17 protein-coding genes are annotated in these 15,136 nt (G+C 44.0%); 3 read left to right on the top strand and 14 right to left on the bottom strand.

The annotated features are described in order from the left end of the window. Positions 1-101: 101 nt before the first annotated feature. The 13 genes from csrA to ACXACN_RS11155 form a co-directional block, all read right to left on the bottom strand. Positions 102-329: a carbon storage regulator CsrA gene (gene csrA, locus ACXACN_RS11095; RefSeq protein ID WP_474964452.1), complete on the bottom strand. Its 228-nt coding sequence runs from the start codon at positions 327-329 to the stop codon at positions 102-104. Further along, positions 316-762: a flagellar assembly protein FliW gene (fliW, locus tag ACXACN_RS11100; RefSeq protein ID WP_474964454.1), complete on the bottom strand. Its 447-nt coding sequence runs from the start codon at positions 760-762 to the stop codon at positions 316-318. Before fliW ends, csrA begins: the two co-directional genes overlap by 14 nt. 2 nt (positions 763-764) lie before the next feature. Continuing rightward, positions 765-1,316 (bottom strand): DUF6470 family protein, encoded by a 552-nt coding sequence (locus tag ACXACN_RS11105; protein ID WP_474964455.1) that lies wholly within the window; start codon positions 1,314-1,316, stop codon positions 765-767. A 66-nt stretch (positions 1,317-1,382) separates the two neighbouring features. Next, a complete protein-coding gene (gene flgL, locus ACXACN_RS11110) occupies positions 1,383-2,276 on the bottom strand; it encodes a flagellar hook-associated protein FlgL (protein ID WP_474964457.1) in 894 nt (297 codons plus the stop codon). An 11-nt stretch (positions 2,277-2,287) separates the two neighbouring features. After that, positions 2,288-3,844: a flagellar hook-associated protein FlgK gene (gene flgK / locus ACXACN_RS11115; protein ID WP_474964458.1), complete on the bottom strand. Its 1,557-nt coding sequence runs from the start codon at positions 3,842-3,844 to the stop codon at positions 2,288-2,290. Between the two features lie 18 nt (positions 3,845-3,862). Beyond that, entirely contained in the window at positions 3,863-4,354 is a 492-nt protein-coding gene (locus ACXACN_RS11120; protein WP_474964460.1) for a flagellar protein FlgN, read from the bottom strand. Positions 4,355-4,372: 18 nt separating this feature from the next. Further along, positions 4,373-4,633, bottom strand: coding sequence for a flagellar biosynthesis anti-sigma factor FlgM (gene flgM, locus ACXACN_RS11125; RefSeq protein WP_474964462.1), 261 nt, complete (start codon positions 4,631-4,633; stop codon positions 4,373-4,375). Positions 4,634-4,719: 86 nt separating this feature from the next. After that, positions 4,720-5,133: a TIGR03826 family flagellar region protein gene (locus ACXACN_RS11130; protein WP_474964463.1), complete on the bottom strand. Its 414-nt coding sequence runs from the start codon at positions 5,131-5,133 to the stop codon at positions 4,720-4,722. Between the two features lie 75 nt (positions 5,134-5,208). After that, positions 5,209-5,874: a phosphoribosyltransferase family protein gene (locus ACXACN_RS11135; RefSeq protein WP_474964464.1), complete on the bottom strand. Its 666-nt coding sequence runs from the start codon at positions 5,872-5,874 to the stop codon at positions 5,209-5,211. Beyond that, entirely contained in the window at positions 5,871-7,286 is a 1,416-nt protein-coding gene (locus tag ACXACN_RS11140; protein WP_474964466.1) for an ATP-dependent helicase ComFA, read from the bottom strand. The genes ACXACN_RS11135 and ACXACN_RS11140 overlap by 4 nt, the downstream gene beginning before the upstream one ends. A gap of 62 nt (positions 7,287-7,348) precedes the next feature. Beyond that, positions 7,349-8,194 carry a DegV family protein gene (locus ACXACN_RS11145; protein WP_474964467.1) on the bottom strand — a complete coding sequence of 282 codons (846 nt, stop codon included), beginning with the start codon at positions 8,192-8,194 and terminating at the stop codon, positions 7,349-7,351. 290 nt (positions 8,195-8,484) lie between these two features. After that, positions 8,485-9,162, bottom strand: a complete 678-nt coding sequence (locus ACXACN_RS11150) for a response regulator (protein WP_474964468.1) — start codon at positions 9,160-9,162, stop codon at positions 8,485-8,487. Positions 9,163-9,329: 167 nt separating this feature from the next. Then, complete coding sequence (locus ACXACN_RS11155) at positions 9,330-10,469, bottom strand: sensor histidine kinase (protein WP_474964470.1); 1,140 nt, start codon at positions 10,467-10,469, stop codon at positions 9,330-9,332. A gap of 160 nt (positions 10,470-10,629) precedes the next feature. Here ACXACN_RS11155 and ACXACN_RS11160 point away from each other — a divergent pair, with 160 nt between their 5' ends. Continuing rightward, entirely contained in the window at positions 10,630-11,268 is a 639-nt protein-coding gene (locus ACXACN_RS11160) for a YigZ family protein (protein ID WP_474964472.1), read from the top strand. Positions 11,269-11,286: 18 nt separating this feature from the next. Then, on the top strand, positions 11,287-12,273 hold the full coding sequence (locus ACXACN_RS11165) for an LCP family protein (protein WP_474964473.1): 987 nt from the start codon (positions 11,287-11,289) through the stop codon (positions 12,271-12,273). A 33-nt stretch (positions 12,274-12,306) separates the two neighbouring features. Here the strand turns inward: ACXACN_RS11165 and ACXACN_RS11170 are convergent, their stop codons facing one another. After that, a complete protein-coding gene (locus tag ACXACN_RS11170) occupies positions 12,307-13,353 on the bottom strand; it encodes a glycosyltransferase family 4 protein (RefSeq protein WP_474964475.1) in 1,047 nt (348 codons plus the stop codon). A gap of 239 nt (positions 13,354-13,592) precedes the next feature. Here ACXACN_RS11170 and ACXACN_RS11175 point away from each other — a divergent pair, with 239 nt between their 5' ends. Then, a complete protein-coding gene (locus ACXACN_RS11175; protein WP_474964476.1) occupies positions 13,593-15,053 on the top strand; it encodes an APC family permease in 1,461 nt (486 codons plus the stop codon). Positions 15,054-15,136: the final 83 nt, after the last annotated feature.

Raw genomic sequence — 15,136 nt, forward strand, 5'->3', positions numbered from 1 at the left:
TAAGTGATCCCACATCCTTGTGTGATCCTCTAGTACAAAACAAAGCCGGCCGACATTTGTAATGTTTTACATTACTTATATCGACCGACTTCATGTAGGTTTTAATCTTTTTTTGCATTTTTTAAGAGATTCAACAGATTCTCCGACACATTCGCCGCTTCCTCATTCTCTTTCTCAATGGCCAAGTACACTTCCTGACGATGGATCCCCAAACTCTTAGGTGCTTCGACCCCCAGTTTCACCTGTCCACCTTCCACACCGACGACGGTAATCGTAATATCATCTCCTACCCGGATTGATTCTCCTTCTTTGCGATTAAGGACGAGCATGAGACTCACCGCCTTTTACGTTAGCAATTAAAGGATGCTTCGTATGATAATCTGATTGATTCAAAATTAACTGTTTTGCTTTACGCTGCTTGGTATTCATGACAATAGGCGCCTGAAGGTTCAATGTAGATTTTTCAAATGGATCTTGGAGAGTAACGACATTATAGACAGCGATATCGTCTTGACCTTGTATCTCTAAATCTTCAGGATTGATGTCAAATTCATAACTCTTATAAAAAAGGTAAGGGTTTGTAACGACTAAAGACACCCCTGCTTCTTCCACCGATTGTAACGCAAAAAAGCTGCCTAAATCGTCCACGGGCAGGAGCACAAAAGATTGATAGCTTTCAAACCCTGGTAACCCATTCGGGAACTCGATACAATCCTTTTCTTCCACTTCTAACTCACCAAAGTACTTTGTTTCGATTTTCATTTTTACACCTTCCAATCAATCTTCAACTCAGGATAGTGTTCCATAGTTACATCCACTCGCCCCGGCTGGTAATGGTGCTCGGGGTCTCGCTTCTTCGTTTCTATAATCGGATCACGGCGCTGAACATCGATCTGAGCCGCTTCAGGCTGATACTGGATATCCACTAGCTCATAAGTTGGCTTGCCGCCTGGCTGGATCGTAAAATCAAAGCCTGCATTGCGTTTGGCTTGATCAGCAATTGGATTTCCTCCGTTTTCGATCCGCATCATCTCATCGCCCTCCTGAGAAACACGAGCCAATCCCTCCATCCAATGATTTTTTGCAATGCTTACGAGTTCTTTACTTCGCACCATCACACTTTTTAAATCAAGGTTATGCCAGGCGTTCGTTTGGTCGATGGTCAACTTTCCTGGCTTCTGCCGCACATCCATTTCTGCTTTCGGTTGTTGGATGGATTGTTCAGCTTTAAACTGCCGGATTGTCTGTTCCGGCTTTTGGATGGACAGCCCGGTCTGTCCGGGTGTCGATTTTATTTGCAGCTTGGGGATGTTCATCGTGAATCCTCACTTTCTCAAGAGGTTATTTAAAGAAAAACAAGACTGTCTCTTAAGAAACAGTCTTTATCTTAAAAAATCCATCAGCGTGGGTTGAATGATTCTGGACCCGACCCCCATGGCCGCTCTGTGGATACTTTCCTGGGTCTTCAAATCGGTAATCACTTTCTCAATATCAGCATCTTCATTGTCTGACATCATTTTCGTTGCACTAATCTTCTGTGTCTCCAAGCGATCTTCCACCAATTCAACTCGGTTCATTCGTGCGCCTAAATCAGCACGTTCATTGACAATATTCCCTATATGGTTATCAAACTTCCCAAGGAAATCACCTAAATCCCCTTTAGAAGTATCCCCTTCCAAAGCTTGGGCAAAATCGTTAAGGTCTTTGAACAAATCTTGATTGAAGACACGACCAGGCAAAACGTTCGTTTGAAGTTTAACACCGGAAGATACCTCAATCCTCACTTCATCCTCCGCAGTTGCTGGAGAAATCACGGTATTTTCCAAAGCATCTAAATCCTCAAATGGCGGTTTCGTCGTATTGCTGCCGTTGAATATGTACTTATCGTTCACCTTCGTGTTCGCTATTGATCCAAGGTGCTCTTTAAGCTGGCGGATTTCTTTTGCAATATTTTCTCGCTGTCCTGCTTCATACGTATCATTACTCCCTTGAACTGTGAGTTCTCGCACACGCTGCATCGCCTGTGTAGCTTTATCCAAAGCAGAGTCACTGTTGTCCATCCAATTGTGAACTTCAGAAATATTCCGTTGAAACTGTTCAACCTCCGTCACTTGCTGGCGATAGTTAATCCCTTTCATCGCAACAACCGGATCTTGAGAAGGACGGGAAATCTTTTTCCCTGTAGACAACTGATCCTGATATTTCCCCATATTGCCGTAGCTGTTACTCAAATTACGCAGCATGTTGTTCGTTAGCATCGATTGCGTTACGCGCATAATTCATTCACCTACCTTCCCACTCGTCCCATCTGATTGATGATTTTATCGAGCATTTCGTCGACGACGGTTATATTTCGTGCGGCAGCGTTGTACGCGTGCTGAAATTTGATCATATTCGACATCTCTTCATCAAGAGATACGGAACTGACAGACTGGCGCTGTTCATTTACAGACGCTTTTAATGTACCTGCATTGCTGGACATTCGTTCCGCCTCTTGCGTTTCAACGGCCATTGTACCGATCATGGATTCGTAGAAACTGTTCATAGAAGTCTCTTCACCGAAATACTCGCCATTCGCATTGTTTTGCACTTCTGAAAGAGCTAGAGCATTTTCACCGTTACCGGCTTGCTTTAGAGTAGCGGCGGCAATGTGATCTCCATCCGCTCTAATCTCATCGGAAATCCTCAATGTACCTGCAAGGCCCTCGACAACTTCCCCTGCGGCAGGGTCTCCACCACCGATATCAAAGAAATTCGGCACTTCTGTAGTATCTCCGCTGATGGTGTTCAACGACTCTCCTTGCTTATGAATGTCATTGAAGGAACGCGCGAAACCTGTGGCCATACGGTCAAGGTCCGAGAGCATTTGTTGATACGTGCCTTTTGCCTCTCCGTCTTTCATGTACCCTCCGGATTCAATCAAACCTTTCAACTTTCCATGAGAAGAAAAGCCTTCAACAGAATAAGGAGCAGCATCACCTAGTTGAATACCGTTAGCTAGTGAACCCCCGTCTTTATATTGGACACTCATTTCATTCACCGTGTTAGCTGTTCCATCAACTAGGACGGCCTCAGGGACTAAAGGTTTCCCATCAGCATCAACGATCTTGACTGTTGCTTTCCCCATCGCCAATGGGTCAGCGGAAGATGGCGCATCTTCGTACTTAACATCAATGTTGACATGCTCTGATAACTGATCCAGCAAACGGTCGCGTTCATCATACAAATCATTGGGGACCATCCCGTGTGGTTCGACCTCGGCAATTTGTTGGTTGACCCGATTGACCTGATTGGCTAAAGAATTGATTTCTTTGACCGTTACTCCTGTCTCTCTTTTAATATCCTTCTGCTGAGCATTTAGCGTGTTGGATAAGAAATTGAATGTTTCGGCTACCGCTTCTCCTCGTTGACGGACAACAGAGCGAGCTCCAGAATCTTCAGGGTTCACAGACAAGTCCTGAAGAGATTCCCAAAAGCGGTCCATCGTCCGTGCAAGACCATCATCAGAGGGCTCATTCATAACTGCTTCCAGACGTCCTAACGCAGATGAACGCGTTTCATAATAGCCGGCCTTGCTATTTTCTCCACGATACTGAAAATCAAGGTACTCGACACGTACTCTTTCAATCGAACCCGCTTTGACACCACTCCCTACCTGGCCGGGGATATCCGGACGGTTTCGTGAAGCCGGGGGATAGGGTCCTGTCTGTTCAAAATTGACGCGCTGCCTCGTGTACCCTTCTGTATTCGCATTGGCAATATTATGTCCTGTCGTATATAAAGCGGATTGTTGCGTGAAAAGCCCGCGCTTCGCTACTTCCAATCCGTGAAACGTTGATCCCATGATGGTTACTCCTCTGCTTTATGCTTTTGAATCAAAAATGGAACGTTTAGCCGTTCCACTGTTGCTCTGCTCGTTTCCTCCGTAATTCACTGATTGAATGGAAGGCTGAAGAAGGTCGAGCGACATGTTGATGAACTGAAGAGACTGCTGAGTCAGTTCCCTGTTCAACTGCTCCTGTTGCTTCAGGTCAGCTAACACGAGGATCAAACCTTCATACGCGTTTTGGAGCATGCCTTTTTCTTCTCCATCGAGAAGTTCTATAAGTTCGGACACCGTCCGCTCACGTGGAGAAAGGTCCTTTTCCGTTGCCCACTGAGCTACAGCCCCTTCTCGTTGTTTTTCAATTTTATCAATCGCATGAACGTGCTTCTTTTCTTGGAGCAACAGCTGTTGAATGCTTGTAACGTCATTCGTTTTCAATGCCTCTGTTTTTTTTCTGGACAAAGACAATAAACTTTCATGCAGCTGCTGAAGCTGATTCATATGATTGATGACCGGAATGATCGTCATGATGATTCTCCTCTATGTTTACTTCGACCAAAAATCCAACATCTTTTTAGCTGTTGCCTTGGTATCTATTTGATAGTTTCCTTGATCAACATTGGCTTTCATTTGTTCGACCAGCTTACTCCTTACAGAATCGGTCTTCCCGGATTCCTGCATCTGTTTGGCAGTCTCGGAAATCTCAACCTTATCTGTCATCTGTCTTTTCGGTCCGGCTTCTGTCTGTTTGTTTATTTGTTTTTGATAAGGATTTAAGTTCGTATGATTTGGTCCGTTAATTTTCAATTCTGTCACCTCATTTCCTACCGGTTATCTATTATTCATTATATCGACAACCTTAATGAAAATATAAATCATGCTTATGATTCATTTCACCGTGAATAATAAGTCCTGTTTGCTTTTCTATGTTCCAATTCGTTTTTTCTTCTTTCTAAAGATTCATTACGTTCTTGTACATCGAGACCTTTTTGAATCGAATCTTTACAATCACTGCATATCCGGTCTTCTCTTATGAGGGCTCCGCACTTCTCACAAGCGTACTGAACATTCGGAAAGTGAGCAGGATGAAGCCGCTTTTCTTTGACAAATTTCCGGATTTGCTTTTCGGAAACCCCTGTTCCTGTTTCAATTTCTTCCACAGTTGCTGTACGGTTTTGTTTTTTTCTTATAAACGCATAAACCGTTTGAAACTCCTTTTCTTCCTGTTTCTTACACTCAGGACACACAGTGCTTGCCCCTTTTAGAAAAAGTCCATGACAACGTGAGCAATTCGCTACTTCTCCCATTTCATCGCCCTCCATATTCCCTATTTATCTATTATATCGGCACAAAAAGAGAGATTCAAAAGTCCTATCACCCATTCAGCGGAAGATTGTAAAAGAAGAAACAGATGAACACCCTTGTTTTTTCAACACCGAAGCCATATGCCGGATGGTCCTTCCTGTTGTGTAAATGTCATCGACAATGACCACGGGATCTGTTATTGGCTGCAGGAGACGGAAGGGGTTCTCCGATTGCATACGGTCCTTTCGACCTTTTTTCGACTGCTTCTCACTATGAGTTCGCTCAAATAAAGAGAGGGGTTCTTCACCTAAGGCATTGATGATCGCTTCAGATTGGTTGAAACCACGCTCAATGAGACGCTCACCGCTTAGGGGAACGCTAAGAACCCGCTTCCCTTTAAAATCCGAATCTACCCACACCTTTTGTACGTGTTCCCTGACAGCCTCCGTCAACTCATAATCTCCTCTATACTTCCAACGTGCGACGAGCTCTTTGTTGAAGTCGTTGTATGGAAAAACAGAAACATTTCGCTCCAATAAATCAGCATGTGTTTTATCCCATTTTTGACAGTCCTGACACACGCCTTCATGGTCTGGACGATGGCAACGGGGGCAAAAAGGAGCGTTGATTTTATCCATTTGGTCCTCACATTCACTGCATAACCTTTTCACATCCGGTGGTTTCCAAAACGTACTCCATGTGACATCGGGAATGGTATCAACATGACAGACCACACATCTCATAGCTTTCGTCCTAACTTATTCATGTATCGGATCGAATCCACAGCATCCAGCATCTCATCCGATTTTCCAATATGATAAAAAATCACATCTCCTGTTGGGTCGTCTGAGCTCCTCCCAGCTCTTCCCGCAATCTGGACGAGGGCTGCTTCATCAAAGACCACATGCCCTGCGTCGATGACAAAAACATCAACAGAGGGAAACGTCACTCCCCGTTCTAAAATTGTCGTTGTTATAAGCACTCGGTATTCTTTATCTCTGAACGCCTGAATCTTCTCTGCCCTTTGACTGTCTTCCGCATGCACAGATTGAACCTCGTAGTTCTGTTCCTTCAAATAGACGGCAATCTGTTCGGCGATTTGGATCGAGGGAAGAAAAAGGAGCAGTTGTCTCGGTGTCTGCTGTTGCTGAGAGATTTGCTGGAGGATCTTTGGAGGGAGCTCTCCTTCTTTCAAATAACGGTGGAGAGGAGGGTTCAGCTTTAGCTGAGGGACAGGAAGGGGATGGCCGTGAAAGCGTCTTGGAATGAATACGACAGGAAGGTCCTTCGAACGCATTCTTCTCTTCTGCTTTTTTCTTGGGGTGGCGGTCAAATAAATGATAGAAGCCTCCGGTTTCGCTGCCCGCTTACTGGCATAGTGAAGAGAGGCATCGTTATGAAAAGGGAAAGCATCCACCTCATCAATGATCATCACATCAAATGCATGAGCAAAGCGAAGCAGCTGGTGGGTCGTGGCGATGATAAAAGAGGCATCGGCAGCTTTGTCTGGGCTATCTCCATATAGCGCCTGTATCTTCACTTCCGGAAAAGACTGTTGTAAGCGGGGGAGCAATTCTCTGACAACATCCGTTCGAGGCGTAGCAAGACATATGCGTTTCCCGTTTTTCAGTGCTTCTGTCAGGGCAGGAAACAGAATTTCTGTTTTTCCGGCACCACAAACCGCCCATACTAATTTTTCACCCTTCCCACTTTGTACGAGGGTCACGAGTTCGTCTGCAGCTTTTTGTTGATGGACGGTCAATTTACCGTTCCACTGGCAAGGGTGTTCGTAGACAGACCACGGGAAGCCAGTACTCCCATAATACAAGGGTTCACATTCCATCACCCTCCCCATTTGAATGCAGGAGCGACAATACAAACAGGTTTGACCACATGGCGCATGTGGCATTCTTGCAAAAAGGTAGGACTTTGTGTTTCCACAACGCCGGCAACGATGGCCCCAGAAATAGGATTCAATGCTTGTTACTTTTGTTAAAAAGGAGTGCCTTACCAGCTGATCTACGGTTTCATCTTCATAAGGGATTTCATGACGGAGAAGGAGTTTTCCAGTAAGTAGAGAGTAACTGTGAGGGGGATTTTCATGAGGGATCCAGGTGAAGTCTTCTTGAAGGTATTTCTTAACCTCTTTGAACATAAGAACACCATCCTATAGAAAAGTAGAGCCTGTTTGAGTCTCACAAACAGGCTCCTTTCTTTTTAGGATTGGCGGTACCAGCCAAGGCCCATCGCTCCTTCACCAAGGTGAGTACCGATTACGGGACCGAAATAACTGAGGACGACCTCAACGTTGTCGAATTTCGCTTCCAATTCTTTTTTTAACTCCGCCGCTTCTTCAGGTCGGTTGGCATGAATCAGGCAGGCTTTGTACGTTCCGCCTTCTTGGACCTTTTCCTCAAAAAGCGAAAGGATCTTCTTGATTGCTTTCTTGCGGGTACGAATTTTTTCATAAGGGACAATTTTTGTGTCTACAAAATGAAGCACAGGCTTCACTTGCAGGAGGCTGCCCACGAAAGCTTGGGCACCGTTGAGGCGTCCCCCTCTTTGGAGGTGACTGAGATCATCGACCATGAAGTACGCGCTCATGGATGTCTTCATTTCATTCAAACGGCTGATGATTTGATCCGGTGTTGCTCCATTGTTCGCTAATTCAGCAGCTTCCAGTGCATAATAGCCCTGCATGTGGCAGCTGATTTCTGAATCGAACACGTGGACATCCACTTCTTCGACCATTTCACCAGCAGTAACCATCGCCTGGTACGTTCCACTGATGCCGCTGGATAAGTGAATAGAAATGACGGCATCATAATCTTGAGCGAGCTCTTCCAGCTTCTTTGTCATGATGCCGATGGAAGGCTGAGAAGTTTTTGGAAGTTCTCCTCCTTCTTTAACCATATCGTAGAAATCATCCGCGTTAATATCGACTTCTTCCTGATAGGATTCATGACCAAATATCACGTTCAACGGGACCATATGTATGTTGTTGGCTTTTCGTACATCTCTCGGAAGATAAGCTGTGCTATCTGTGATTACCGCTGTTTTCATCCGATCCAACTCCTTGTCTTCATAATCATTTTCTATGAATATATGTAAAATAATTTCCGGTATTCTCTCTTTCTATTTTACATGAACCCTACCCACAATGCACCAACTAATGCGAAAACAGTTGTCCGTATGTCTTTTTTTGGAGTGCCAAGTCATCCAGAATCTGGATGACTTGGCACTCCAAAAAATCCCAAAACTCAGCAATTCCACACACGAAAAAGGGCTGTTTTTCTAAGGGGTACATTTCTGCACCTTAGAAAAACAGCCCTAATCTTTTCAATCATTTTTATTTAGATGACTTCTACCCAACCGTTTTTAATCGCTGTGACTACAGCCTGGGTACGGTCATTGACGTTCATTTTCTGCAGGATGTTACTGACATGGTTTTTCACTGTCTTTTCACTAATATAGAGAGCTTCAGCTACGCCTCGGTTGCTGTTTCCGTCCGCCAACAGTTGCAGCACTTCACATTCGCGGCGTGTAAGAAGATGCAGCGGCTTGCGATATTCAATCGTACGATAAGCATGTCCACCTTTGCTATCTGCAAGACGACGATACTCAGCTACCAAGTTGTGTGTTACTTTCGGGTGCAAGTAGGACCCTCCGGCACTAACCACTTTAATCGCATCTATCAAGGCATCAGAATCCATCTCTTTAAGAAGATATCCTTGGGCTCCTGTCTTCAGCGCATGTGTGACGTAGTTCTCATCATCGTGAATCGATAGAATGATGACTTTCATATCTGGATAACGCTTCGTGATTTCAGCTGTCGCTTCTACCCCATTCATGCTAGGCATGTTAATATCCATAAGGACAACATCAGGCATATGCTCTTCAATAAGGTGAACGGCTGTATCCCCATCGTCACCTTCAGCTACAACTTCAAAACTTGATTCAAAGTCTAAAATTCTCTTTACGCCTTCACGGAATAATTTATGATCATCAATTAGGACTATTCTGGTCGTCATGGTCATTTCCTCCTGTTTCTCATACATAGAATGGGTTTTCGTACCCCTAACCTATTCTTTATCTCTCTATCTTTGTTTTTCTCTTTTTTTAGAAATGAAAGTCTACCCTAATCCTATTTTCTATTATAAACGATTCACGTCCATTTACATAGTTTTTCATTGAATTATCAATTTATTGGTAAATGAATCGTGACAATCGTCCCTTCTCCTAAACTTGAATCGATGTTGAGTTCGCCGTCCAACATATCGACGCGCTCCCTCATTCCGACCAGACCGAAAGACTTTTCTTTCTTTTGCGTCGTGTCGAAGCCTTTTCCATCATCTTTAACGACGATCATGACTGCATTCGGCTTCAGTTCCACTTTCACTTTGATTTCTTTCGGTTCTGCATGTTTGACCGCATTTTGTACGGATTCCTGTACCAGGCGGAAAAGAGCCACTTCATACTTTGTTTCTAAACGTCGTTCTTTTCCAAACGAGGCAAAAGAGATGTGAATGTTTTCATTGTAATCTTCAATGGTTGCTAAATACTTCTTCAGCGTTGGAATCAGGCCAAGGTCGTCTAAGGCCATCGGACGCAGATCATATATGATTTTTCTGACCTCATATAAAGCAGAACGGACAAGCGCTCGCACGCTTTTCACTTCCTGCATGGCCTCTTCCACACCCCGCTCACGATAGGTGCGGTTGACAAGGTCAGACCGGAGCATGACATTTGCGAGCATTTGCGCAGGACCATCATGGATCTCTCTCGATAGTCGCCGCCGCTCTTCTTCTTGTGCTTCAATGATCTGCAGGCCGAACTCCTGCTTTTCTTTGGCGTCTTCAAGCGCATCGCTGACGTGCTTGAAGTCTTCTGTCAAATAATTGAGAACAACAGAAATCTTACCGCCAAGAGCTTCTGCACGACCGATCGTCTCTTCCAGGTTGCGAAGTCTTCTCTCTAAATCATCCCTTCGCTCACGCAGTTGCTTTTCTTTTTCGCGTTTCATGGATAACTCCATTTGAAGTTCATGAGTTTGTTCATACACTTTACGGATTTCTTCTTCTGAATACGTCTGGAACTGTTTGCTGACTTCTGATAAGCGCACCCTTGAAAAACGGACTTTCTGTTCAAGTTTGTCCCCTTCATCAATCAGGGAGATGACTTGTTTTTTTGTGTCAGCTAGTTCACTGTTCAACTTCTCAAATTCATTGCGGGACTCTTCACCAATCTGGAAGATTTCATCCTTACTGTTGGTGACAGTATCGACCATTTCATCAATGATATGATCAAGGGCGATATCCCCACTCTTTTGTACACTCATCATAAGTCCCTCCATCAATATTCACATACTCATTCGTAAGTCCCATGTCCATTTATGGGGGTGTTTTTCAGTGAAAATGTAAAATAATGAACAGAAATTCAACCGTTTGCCGATTGTTTTCCCCCTCGATATAATAAAACCTTAGGAGGTTTTTAAGACCATGTTAGAAAGCTATTATACCGTAAAACCAGAAGGATCAGAAGAAGTGACAATCCAGAAGTCCCGCTTCATCGGATATGTGAAACGCTGCGAAACCGAAGAAGAAGCCCAGGATTTCATCGCACACATCAAAAAGAAGCACCATGACGCGACCCACAACTGCTCGGCCTACATGATTGGGGAAAATGACCTGATACAAAAAGCGAACGATGATGGAGAACCAAGCGGCACAGCCGGCGTTCCAATGCTGGAAGTGTTGAAAAAAAGAGGGTTGAAAGACACGGCTGTCGTCGTGACCCGTTACTTTGGCGGCATAAAACTTGGGGCGGGTGGACTAATTCGTGCCTATGGATCAACAGCTTCAGAAGCGATTAACACAACCGGCGTCGTCAAACGGCAGCTGATGAAGGAAATCAAAGTAACCATTGATTATCATCTCCTTGGTAAAGTGGAAAACGAGGTCAGAAACTCGAATTACACATTGGAAGGGGTTAATTACCTAGAAAATGTGGAACTAATAATATATGTAGAAAGCGGACTAGAAAAGGAATGCGAAGATTGGATCACAAATCTGACGAGTGGTCAGGCATCCATTGTACAAGGGAACGCTTCCTATGTAGAGTTCGACGTCACACTTTAATAAAAGGAGCTTTCGAATATGAAGCGCCGTAAAAGATATATCTTCATCTGGTCCTTCCTATTTGTTCTTCTAGTTGGTATCGGTATTGCAACCGGTTATGCTGCTTACTTAACAGACCAAGTAAAAGAGACAGCCACAGAATCCCATCAAGGGCTTGAACGTGGAGAAAAATCGGACAAACGGGCTACAGAAGTCACCCCGGCTAAAGATCATACTTCTGTTTTATTTATTGGCATCGATGACAGTGACCAAAGGTCGAGCGCAGCTTCCAGATCGGACGCATTGGTTCTTGCCACTTTCAATGAGGATGATAAATCCATCAAAATGTTGAACATTCCAAGAGACTCTCTTACGTATATTCCTGCCGTGGGGTATAAAGATAAAATTGCCCACGCCCACGCCTTCGGTGGAATTGATGGAACGGTAGAAACCGTGGAACGGATGCTGGATGTTCCGGTCGATTATTTTGTGCGGCTGAATTTTAACTCCTTCGTTGAAATTGTAGATTCTATTGGCGGGATCACGTATGATGTCCCGTTTGACATCAACGAACAGAACAGTTCAGACCAGGCAGGTGCCATACAATTAACCGAAGGCAAGCAGCTGATTAACGGAGAAGAAGCGCTGGCTTTGGCCCGGACGAGAAAATATGACAGCGACTTAGCCAGGGGTGAGCGCCAGATGGAAATCATCCAGCAAATCTTTCGCGAAACGGTCTCAGCCAAAGGGTTGAACAATATGGATGGAATTTTATCATCCATCAGCGCCAATATGAAGACCAATTTAACGTTTGATGAAATGATTCAGTTTAAAGATTATTTTCTCCAAAGAGACAATTTCACCTTTGATAAGATGCAACTGCAGGGAGAAGGTGGTTTTACCGATCGCGGCTGGTATTACCAACTTGCTCAAGAGCAGTTAGCAGCCACTTCCGATGAATTAAAGAACCATCTTGAACTCCCCAATCCGATTGCAAGTGAAGAGGATGAAGAAAATTCCATGTAAAAAAGCTGCTCCAGGATCCTGGAACAGCTTTTTTTATTGCTTCGATTTATTGCCGTTAAGCATGTTCAATAATGGTCTGTACTCTTTTCCGACCAATCCTGTTATTTCAACGATTAATTCAATCATAACCGCTAAAAGAGCGATAACAGATATAGCCCCGTATATGGTGGCCTGCGAAAAGATGACTGCCGCTAAACTGAACAGGGCACTAACCGCGTAGATCATAAGAACCGATTCCGGGTGACTGTATCCAAGGTTGATCAAGCAATGGTGCAGGTGAGATTTATCAGGCGCAGATAAAGGCTTTCTTTGAATGACCCTGCGGACAATCGCAAATAACGTGTCCGATATAGGAACACCAAGAATGATGATCGGAATCACAAAAGAAAACAAGGTGACATTTTTAAATCCAAGCAGGGCGAGCACACTAATCATAAAGCCTAAAAATAAAGCTCCCGTATCGCCCATGAAGATTTTGGCTGGATAGAAATTATACACCAGAAATCCAAGTGTACTTCCTAACATCATCAACCCTGCAAAAACAACGAATACATTCCCCATCGTGATCGCCATTCCGGAGATCGTCAATAGAGCAATCGCTGAAACGCCTGCTGCTAATCCATCCAAACCATCAATGAGGTTGATCGCATTGGTAATCGCAAGAATCCACAAAATAGTGATCGGGATGCTTAAATAACCTAAATCAAGCTCTCCTCCAAAAGGTAAATTGATGAAATCAACTTGAACTCCACCCATGACGACAATGATCGCTGCCAGCAATTGACCCAACAATTTCAGTTTGGCTGATAGCTCCGTCAGATCATCCAACACCCCGGTTATGATGATGACGGTAGCACCGATTAAGACGGGCCAGGTGTAGTTACTTTCGGGAAAGAAGAATAAAATACCGAGAGCAAAGCTTATATATATCGCTAATCCACCAAGGCGTGGCATGATATTTTTGTGTACTTTACGGTGGTTCGGTTGATCCGTTGCACCAATTTTAATTGCTAATTTCTTGACTAACGGCGTAATGATGACCGCAACGATCAAGCAAAATAACAAGGCCTTATACTCCATAAAGACCCTCCTCAGGTTTATTATATCCTCTCCGAATGAAATAAAAGCTGATATTAAATACCATTTTCCCATGCATAGTTCCTATGGAAAAGCACCATATTAACCGTGAAAAATTATATCACAAGAACAGCCGATTTCATGTAACGATTTGATTACTTTTTGATTAGCCTTTTTTGAAGATTGTAAAACCTTTGCGTAAGTAAAGGTGATATTTGTTTTGTACTTGGGAGGATCATGATATGGCCACGAGAGAAAGAAGGAAATTAGAAAAGTCATTAAAGCCACACTGGGTGTGGGCGATTGCCTTTGGTTCTGCCATTGGTTGGGGAGCTTTCGTCCTTCCGACCGATTGGATTGGCCAAGCGGGGCCCATGGGTGTTGTGATCGGACTTTCCCTTGGAGCTGTATTGATGATGATCATTGGAGTTAGTTACGGTTTTCTAATTGAAAAATTCCCAGTGACCGGTGGTGAATTCGCCTATGCTTATATTGGGTTTGGACGGACATACGCCTTTGTGGCTGGCTGGTTTCTCACGTTAGGATACATCTGTATCGTCGCTCTCAACGCGTCTGCTTTAGCTTTACTAGCAAAGTTCTTATTCCCCTCCTTCATTCAAACAGGAAATATGTACAATGTGGCCGGGTACGATGTCTCCATTTTCCAAGTAGCCATCGCAAGCGCTGCCTTAATCGTCTTTGCTTTATTGAACATTCGAGGGGCTAGTTTTTCAGGACAAACCCAATTTGTTTTCAGTCTCATTTTGATTTTAGGCATTGTTTTATTAGCCCTTGGAGCTATTTGGACGGAAGGGCCAAGCATTACCTATATTACGCCACCTTTTTCACCTGACAAAACAGTCATCGCATCCATTGTCACCATATTAGCGATTGCACCTTTCGCTTATGTTGGTTTTGATAACATCCCTCAAGCCGCTGAAGAGTTTGATTTCGCTCCACAAAAAGCATTTCGATTAATTATTTGGTCTTTGTTAGCCGCAGGGTTGGCTTACAGCTCTATGATCCTTATTACGGCAAGTACCATGCCCTGGCAGGAGCTGTTACAACAGATCGAACAGACCCAATCCGTGTGGGGAACAGGAGATGCGATTCAAAGTTATTTGGGGAGAATAGGCGTCTGGCTTATCGCAGCATCTGTATGTATGGGCATTTTCACTGGACTTAACGGGTTTTATATATCTGCCAGTCGATTAACATTCGCCATGGGGAGGGCCCGGATCCTTCCTGATCTATTCAGAAGACTTCATCCTAAACACAAGACGCCCTATATCGGAATTTTATTTACGATGTTCGTTTGTCTCATTGCTCCATGGTTCGGTCGCGAAGCATTGTTATGGGTTGTAGACATGTCTTCTACCGGGGTTGCTATTGCTTACTTCTTTTGCACGGCTACCGCCTTTAAGTTCTTCCGCTGGAAGAAGCATCCAGATGAGCCTGATCAAAAGGCAACCTATGACCCGTTCAGGAAGTTTTTATCCCTGATCGGAATGCTCAGTTCTTTATGTTTCTTAGCTCTTCTCTTAATCCCATGGTCTCCTGCGTCCCTTGGAAGAGAGTCCTACATCGCTTTGGCTGTTTGGATTCTTATCGGCTTGATCTTTTATCAGTTCAACTATAAACGTTACCGTGAAATCGATCGTAAAGAAATGAATTATCTCATCCTTGAAAAAGAAGAAATATAACCGAAACATGGGCGAAAAATAATGATGCGTTTATGTCAATCCTTTTACATTTTCCACAACAAAAGACCGAGGTCATTGGGTTG

This window comes from Halobacillus sp. AWM4_238, from assembly GCF_056158265.1.

Coding starts and splice junctions, on each gene's coding strand:
- ACXACN_RS11165 (WP_474964473.1), top strand. CDS start 11,287: ATGAAGCGCCGTAAAAGATATATCTTCATCTGGTCCTTCCTATTTGTT.
- fliW (WP_474964454.1), bottom strand. CDS start 762: ATGAAAATCGAAACAAAGTACTTTGGTGAGTTAGAAGTGGAAGAAAAG.
- flgK (WP_474964458.1), bottom strand. CDS start 3,844: ATGGGATCAACGTTTCACGGATTGGAAGTAGCGAAGCGCGGGCTTTTC.
- ACXACN_RS11175 (WP_474964476.1), top strand. CDS start 13,593: ATGGCCACGAGAGAAAGAAGGAAATTAGAAAAGTCATTAAAGCCACAC.
- ACXACN_RS11130 (WP_474964463.1), bottom strand. CDS start 5,133: ATGGGAGAAGTAGCGAATTGCTCACGTTGTCATGGACTTTTTCTAAAA.
- ACXACN_RS11155 (WP_474964470.1), bottom strand. CDS start 10,469: ATGAGTGTACAAAAGAGTGGGGATATCGCCCTTGATCATATCATTGAT.
- ACXACN_RS11170 (WP_474964475.1), bottom strand. CDS start 13,353: ATGGAGTATAAGGCCTTGTTATTTTGCTTGATCGTTGCGGTCATCATT.
- ACXACN_RS11135 (WP_474964464.1), bottom strand. CDS start 5,874: ATGAGATGTGTGGTCTGTCATGTTGATACCATTCCCGATGTCACATGG.
- csrA (WP_474964452.1), bottom strand. CDS start 329: ATGCTCGTCCTTAATCGCAAAGAAGGAGAATCAATCCGGGTAGGAGAT.
- ACXACN_RS11150 (WP_474964468.1), bottom strand. CDS start 9,162: ATGACGACCAGAATAGTCCTAATTGATGATCATAAATTATTCCGTGAA.
- ACXACN_RS11120 (WP_474964460.1), bottom strand. CDS start 4,354: ATGACGATCATTCCGGTCATCAATCATATGAATCAGCTTCAGCAGCTG.
- ACXACN_RS11160 (WP_474964472.1), top strand. CDS start 10,630: ATGTTAGAAAGCTATTATACCGTAAAACCAGAAGGATCAGAAGAAGTG.
- flgL (WP_474964457.1), bottom strand. CDS start 2,276: ATGCGCGTAACGCAATCGATGCTAACGAACAACATGCTGCGTAATTTG.
- ACXACN_RS11105 (WP_474964455.1), bottom strand. CDS start 1,316: ATGAACATCCCCAAGCTGCAAATAAAATCGACACCCGGACAGACCGGG.
- ACXACN_RS11145 (WP_474964467.1), bottom strand. CDS start 8,194: ATGAAAACAGCGGTAATCACAGATAGCACAGCTTATCTTCCGAGAGAT.
- ACXACN_RS11140 (WP_474964466.1), bottom strand. CDS start 7,286: ATGTTCAAAGAGGTTAAGAAATACCTTCAAGAAGACTTCACCTGGATC.